The following is a 5,938-nucleotide window of genomic DNA, read 5'->3' as shown; positions in this document are numbered from 1 at the left end:
CCCACCCCCCCTGACGGCCACCCCCAGCCCGCATTTCCCTAGGGAAATGCGCACCCCCGCCCGTATCTGCCTAGGGAAATGCGGGGTGGGAGCGGCGGGGTAGGAGAGGGCGGGCAGGCCGGGGCGCGTTACCAATCCGTGACCATGTGATCTATGGTCGACCGCGGCCCGGACGCATGTCGGGCACCGTCGGGGCACGCCGAGTCCCACCACCCCGACGGATCCCCTGCAGAACCGGTGGGAGCGGAGGACCCAACCTCTGGCCGCGAGGCCTCGGGGTGAAGTCCACCGGCTCGGCCCCTGCCGAGCCATCGGACGGGGTGGTCTCCACCCCAACCCGACAGCTAACTCCGCAGGCGCCAGGAGACACAGCATGATCACCTTCCACACCCCGCGTCACGGCGCACCCCGAGCCCGCGCCGCCGCCTCCCGCGTCGGCGCCGGAGTCCTCGCGGCCACGGCCCTCGGCCTCGGCGCCTCGACCGCCTTCGCCGGCAGCGCCTCCGCCAACGGCGGGCCGCAGGCCCCGACGACGCAGTCCTCGACCGCCGGCGGCGCGCAGAGCAGCGACTCGACGAGCAGCTCCAGCAGCTTCACCGACATCGTCCGCGTCGGCGACACCGGCGGTGTCGTCGAGCAGATCCAGGACGAGGTCGGCGTGAGCGCCGACGGCGTCTTCGGCTCCGAGACCGAGCAGGCCGTCACGCAGTGGCAGGCCGAGCACGGCTTGGCCGCCGACGGCGTCGTGGGCCCGGAGACCGGCTCCGAGATGGGCCTGACCGAGAGCGGCTCCACCAGCGGCCAGGCGACCGCGGCGGCCTCGACCGACGGCGGCACCGCGGAGATCTCGACCGCGAGCACCTCCGACTCCTCGATCGTCAGCACCGCCCGCAGCCTCATCGGCTCGCCCTACGTCATGGGCGGCACGAGCCCGTCCGGCTTCGACTGCTCCGGCTTCGTCCAGTACGTCTACGACAAGGCGGGCAAGGAGCTGCCGCGGACGACCGACCAGCAGCAGGCGGCGGCCACCCCGGTCTCCGACCCGCAGCCCGGCGACATCGTCTTCTTCGGCAACCCTGCGTACCACAACGGGATCTACGCCGGCGACGGCAAGATCCTCGACGCGGGCAACTCGAGCACGGGCGTCACCGAGCGCGAGATCTGGACCGACGACGTGTCCTACGGCCGCTTCTGAGCGATGCGATGACGCAGGCCCCCGACCCCAGCGGTCGTGGGCCTGCGTCGTGTCGTGAGACACTAGACTTCTACACTTGTAGTCGCACCATGAGGAGACCGGCCGTGACCCGCACCCACGCCACCGGAGGCCCGCTCGAGCTCACCCAGGCGGACCTGCTCCCCCTTCGCGCCTGGCGTCGCGCGCACGAGGAGCCCGCCCATCCGTCCTTCGCCCGCTGGGTCGACGACGCTTGGGAGACCATCACGGCACGGCACCACCTCGTCGCCCTGACGTCCGCCGCCCGCGGGCTCGTCGCGAGCGGCGTGGAGGCCGGCGACCGGGTCGCGCTCATGGCCGACACCCGCTACGAGTGGCTGCTGCTCGACGAGGCTGTCTGGGCCGTCGGCGCGGGCACCGTCCCCGTCTACCCCTCCTCCTCGGCCGGGCAGCTCGAGTGGATCCTGCGCGACTCCGGCGCCCGCCTGCTGCTCGTCGGCACGGCCGACCAGGCCGAGACCGCCCGCGGCCTCGGGCTCGACGTCGAGGTGCTCGTCATCGACGAGGACGCCCTCGAGGTCCTCGGCGAGCGCGGCCGGCAGGTGCCCGAAGCGCGCGTCATCGAGCGTCGCGACGCGGTCACCCTCGACGACCTCGCCGGCATCGTCTACACCTCCGGCACCACCGGCCGGCCGAAGGGCGTGGTCCTCACCCACCGTCACCTCGCGGCCGAGGTCGCCGGGTGCCTCGACCACCCCATCGGCTCGGTGGGCCGACCGGGGCGGCGTATCCTCATCTTCCTGCCGATGGCCCACGTCCTCGCCCGATCGGTCGCCTACATCGCCGCCCAGTCCGGCGCGACGGTCGGCTTCTGGGCGGACTTCGGCAGCATCGTCGACAAGCTCGGCTCCTTCCGCCCGCACATGGTCGTCGGCGTGCCGCGCGTCTTCGAAAAGGTCCACGACGGCGTCCGCAGCCAGGCCTCGGGGCAGCGAGTGTCCGCCGTCGTCTTCACGAAGGGGGAGCAGGTCGCCCTCGCGTGCAGCCGCGCCATCGGCGAGGGCGAGGGTCGCCCGAGCCTGCCGCTGCGCCTCGCGCACGCGGTCTTCGACCGACTGCTCTACACCAAGGTCCGCGCCGCGCTCGGCGGCGAGATGGAGTACGTCATCAGCGGTGGCGGGGCGCTCGGCGAGCGCCTCGGGCACTTCTTCCGCGGAGTCGGCGTGCCCGTCCACGAGGGCTACGGCCTCACCGAGACCTGCGCGGCCATCACGGTCAACGGCCCGGGCGTCCAGCGCGTCGGCACGGTCGGGCGGCCGCTGCCCGGCAACGAGGTGCGGGTGGCGGACGACGGGGCGATCAGCGTCCGTGGCGCCGTCGTCACCGACGGCTACTGGGGCAACGACGAGGCCACTCGCGAGGCGATCGTCGACGGCTGGTTCGCCACCGGCGACCTCGGCACGCTCGACGACGATGGCTACCTGACGATCACCGGGCGGGCCAAGGAGATCATCGTCACCGCCGGCGGCAAGAACGTCTCCCCGGGCCCCCTCGAGGACGTGCTGCGCACCCACCCCCTCGTCTCCCAGGCCATGGTCGTCGGCGACGGACGCCCCTTCGTCGGCGCGCTCATCACCCTCGACCCCGAGCGCGAGCGACCCGCCGACCCGCAGGCCGAGCTCCAGCAGGTCGTCGACGAGGCCAATGCCCTGGTGTCCAAGGCCGAGGGGATCAAGCGCTTCGTGGTCCTCGACGACGACTTCACCGAGGAGAGCGGCGAGCTCACAGCGACGCAAAAGCTCAAGCGGCACGTCATCACCCAGCAGCGCGCCGACGTGATCGAGGGGCTCTACAGCCGACGCTGACGGCCGGCCTCAGACGTCGGCCGGCACGGCCGTGAGCACGACGTTGTCCCGGTAGTGCTGCTCCCCGTCGATCGTCATCACCGGGCCACCGCAGGTGACGACAGCGAGCTGGCGGGGACCGTCCACGGCGAAGAGCGATCGAGGCAGCGACACCTTGGAGTAGCGTTGCAGACTCGTCGTGACGAAAGCCGAGCGCCTCCCTGCGCCGTCGGTGACGTAGACGAGTGCGCCGGCGCGAGCTTCGCTGAGTCGGGCCAGAGCTCCCGGGGTACCTGACAGGTCGACGTGACCAGCGAGCAGGGTGGTCCCCGCGCCGCCGCCCAGTGGGGCCGACCACACGTCGCGTCCCACGCGCCACGGTTCCCGAGGGATGGCCAAGGAGCCGCCGCTGAACTTCACCCCGTCGAGACTGGCGTAGATCCCGAGCGACGGCACATAGAGCCGGTCGGGCCCCATCCGCTCGGGCGACATGACGAGGCCGGGGCTCGACGCACTGGACGAAGCGCTCGTCGCCGGGGCCGGGTCGTCCGGGATCGCGTCGACGGTCGCCGTACGCGTCGTGTCCGGTGTCGGTGACGCCACCGCGTAGGTCCGGCTCGGGACCGGCGCCGCGGCGGGCTCATCGCCCCCCGCGAGCGACCACCGCACCAGCCCTGCGCCCCCGGCGACGAGGCCGAAGGCGACGAGCAGCAGGACGAGGCGTCTCAGGTTGCGGCCCGCCCGGTCAGTCGGCGCGACGGGCCCGCACGGCGACCCCGAGGCCGCTCAGGACGAGCAGGCCGCCGCCGAGCAGACCCAGCACGTTCGGGCCGGCGACGTCCGGGACGCCGGCGTTGATCGTGCGGGCCTGACTGCGCTGGGACGCCTGGGAGCTGTCGGTACCGAAGTGGGCCTCGCAAGCCACGGCGTTGTTGTTGGCATCAAGCCGGTGCGGGTCCACGGCGGGGCCACCCTGGCTGGTGAAGAAGACCTGCGCCTCGGCCTGCGAGATGAAGTCCTTGCAGTCCTTGTCACCGATCGGGACGGTCGACCGAGCCGGGGCAGCTGCGGCCACGGGAGCCGACTGCGCCGCAGGCGCCTGAGCTGTGGCCGGTGCGGCAGGAGCTGCCGGTGCCGCAGCGGCAGCCGGAGCCTGTGCCGCCTGCGGGGCCGCTGCGGCAGCTGGAGCCGCTGGCACCGCGCCCCGTGCCGGGGCAGCTGGGGCGGCGGCTGCCGTGGCAGGAGGAGTCGCCGGCGCGGCAGCCACCGTGGCAGGGGCGGCGGCGGGAGCGGCGGCGGCCTCGCCGACCCCATCTCCGGACCCGTCCTGCTCGTCGGCCGCCATGGGCGAGCCGCACGACGCATTCAGCAGCGCGTTGACCGGCGTAGCACCATCCGTCCACATCGCTGGAGCCCAGTCGGTGCCCTCCTCCGCCGTCGACGGATCAAGCTCGCCGGCAGTCAGCGCGACCGCCATGACCGATGCATCGCCTCCCTCGACGATCTCGGCCGCCGGGGCGATGACCGCGGTGAGGTCGGCATCGTCGGCCGCAACCGAGAGCCCGCGCGCCGTGAGTGCCTCCCGCACCGAGGTCACCAGTGCGGGATCGACCCCTTCGGCGCTCGTGAGCGTGAAGCTGGCGCCCGGTGTGCACAGGTCGGTCGGCGCGGCAGCCCACGCCGGAGTGGCGAGTGTCAGCGCGAGGCCGCCCGAGGCGATGAGTCCGGCGATGGTGGTCCTGGCAACGATGGTGCGCACGTCTGCTCTCCCCATGACGAAGCGACAAGGCGCTCCCCCCGCGGGCGCGCCGGTGATCGGCAAGATATACCCGCCCGGGGTCAGCCGGGAAGCCCCGCCGTCGGTGGCGGCTGGCAGGCTGGGCCCATGGGCGAGACTCACGAGGGGCACCACCAGCACCGAGGCGATGGGACGCACTTCGACGACAAGGCGGCGACCTGGGACGACGACCCGGACAAGCAGCGGCAGTCGGGTGAGGTGGCGGCGGCGATCGCGGCGAGGGTCCCCCTTCGCCCGCGCGTCCGGCTCCTCGAGTACGGCGCCGGCACCGCGCTGGTGACCACGGCGCTGCTGCCGCACCTGCCGGAGGCAGAGGTGACGCTCGTCGACAGCTCCTCGGGGATGCGGCGTGTGCTCGCCGACAAGGCCGCCGACGGCAGGCTGCCCTCGCCGACACGCGTGTGGGGCCTCGACCTCGAGGCCCAGCCGGTGCCTCCGGAGCGCTTCGACCTCGTCGTCACCTCCAACGTCCTGCACCACGTCGGTGAGCTCGACCGGGTCCTCTCGGGCTTCGCCCAGCTCCTCGACAGCGGTGGGCACGTCGCGGTCGCCGACCTCGACCGCGAGGACGGCAGCTTCCACGACCACGACTTCGGCGGGCACCACGGCTTCGACCGCAGCGAGGTCGCCGCGCGGCTCGAGTCCGCGGGCTTCGCCGACGTGACCGTCGGTGACGCCGGCCGGGTCGTCAAGGGAGGCCGCGGGTACCCGGTCTTCCTCGCGGTCGGCCGACGCCCATGACCCGGCTCGTCACCGATGCGGAGCGGCGCGCCCGCCTCACGACGCGGCAGGCGCTCCACCCCGAGCACCGGGCCGACGACGTCGTGGCTGCGGCCCGGGCGGTCGTCTGCCTGCACGCGACGGAGGCGGCCACCGTGCACCTCGCGGTGGGGGCACGGACGACGGGGGTCACCCCCTCCGACGTCGAGGGGGCCCTCTACGACGACCGCAGCATCGTCAAGCAGCTGGCGATGCGCCGCACGCTCTTCGCCTTCCCCCGCGACCTGCTGCCCGCCGCGCTCGCCGTCGCCCGCGGCCGGATCGCGCCCGAGCAGCACCGGCTCGTCTCGCGCGACGCCGCCCGCCACGGCATCGCCGACGACGGCGAGGCCTGGCTCGCGA

General features: G+C 73.4%; 6 protein-coding genes and 1 riboswitch. Of the genes, 4 read left to right on the top strand and 2 right to left on the bottom strand.

Annotated elements, in window-relative coordinates; genetic code table 11:
- The first annotated feature begins 217 nt into the window (after positions 1 to 217).
- Positions 218 to 375: riboswitch (cyclic di-AMP (ydaO/yuaA leader) on the top strand.
- Positions 374 to 1,195: a C40 family peptidase gene (locus B277_RS14890; protein WP_007929762.1), complete on the top strand. Its 822-nt coding sequence runs from the start codon at positions 374 to 376 to the stop codon at positions 1,193 to 1,195. (Overlaps the previous riboswitch by 2 nt.)
- A gap of 104 nt (positions 1,196 to 1,299) precedes the next feature.
- The gene (locus tag B277_RS14885; RefSeq protein ID WP_007929759.1) at positions 1,300 to 3,039 is read left to right on the top strand and encodes an AMP-dependent synthetase/ligase; all 1,740 of its coding nucleotides are present in this window, start codon (positions 1,300 to 1,302) and stop codon (positions 3,037 to 3,039) included.
- A gap of 9 nt (positions 3,040 to 3,048) precedes the next feature.
- On the opposite strand, the gene B277_RS16260 is transcribed toward B277_RS14885, so the two are convergent.
- Both B277_RS16260 and B277_RS18205 read right to left on the bottom strand, forming a co-directional pair.
- On the bottom strand, positions 3,049 to 3,621 hold the full coding sequence (locus tag B277_RS16260; RefSeq protein WP_156811813.1) for a class F sortase: 573 nt from the start codon (positions 3,619 to 3,621) through the stop codon (positions 3,049 to 3,051).
- Positions 3,622 to 3,763: 142 nt separating this feature from the next.
- Positions 3,764 to 4,777, bottom strand: coding sequence for an excalibur calcium-binding domain-containing protein (locus tag B277_RS18205; RefSeq protein WP_007929755.1), 1,014 nt, complete (start codon positions 4,775 to 4,777; stop codon positions 3,764 to 3,766).
- A 126-nt stretch (positions 4,778 to 4,903) separates the two neighbouring features.
- On the opposite strand from B277_RS18205, the gene B277_RS14870 reads away from it, so the two are divergent.
- Positions 4,904 to 5,557: a class I SAM-dependent DNA methyltransferase gene (locus B277_RS14870; protein ID WP_007929754.1), complete on the top strand. Its 654-nt coding sequence runs from the start codon at positions 4,904 to 4,906 to the stop codon at positions 5,555 to 5,557.
- Positions 5,554 to 5,938 (top strand): DNA glycosylase AlkZ-like family protein (locus B277_RS14865; protein WP_007929743.1); only part of this gene is annotated, 385 nt, incomplete at its 3' end. The genes B277_RS14870 and B277_RS14865, both read left to right, overlap by 4 nt.

The organism is Janibacter hoylei PVAS-1, assembly GCF_000297495.1.
Taxonomy (GTDB): domain Bacteria; phylum Actinomycetota; class Actinomycetes; order Actinomycetales; family Dermatophilaceae; genus Janibacter; species Janibacter hoylei.
This window is presented reverse-complemented; position numbering and strand designations above follow the sequence as displayed.

What these genes read in the sequence shown, in the direction of transcription:
- B277_RS14870 (WP_007929754.1), top strand. Translation starts at nt 4,904, where the DNA reads ATGGGCGAGACTCACGAGGGGCACCACCAGCACCGAGGCGATGGGACG.
- B277_RS14890 (WP_007929762.1), top strand. Translation starts at nt 374, where the DNA reads ATGATCACCTTCCACACCCCGCGTCACGGCGCACCCCGAGCCCGCGCC.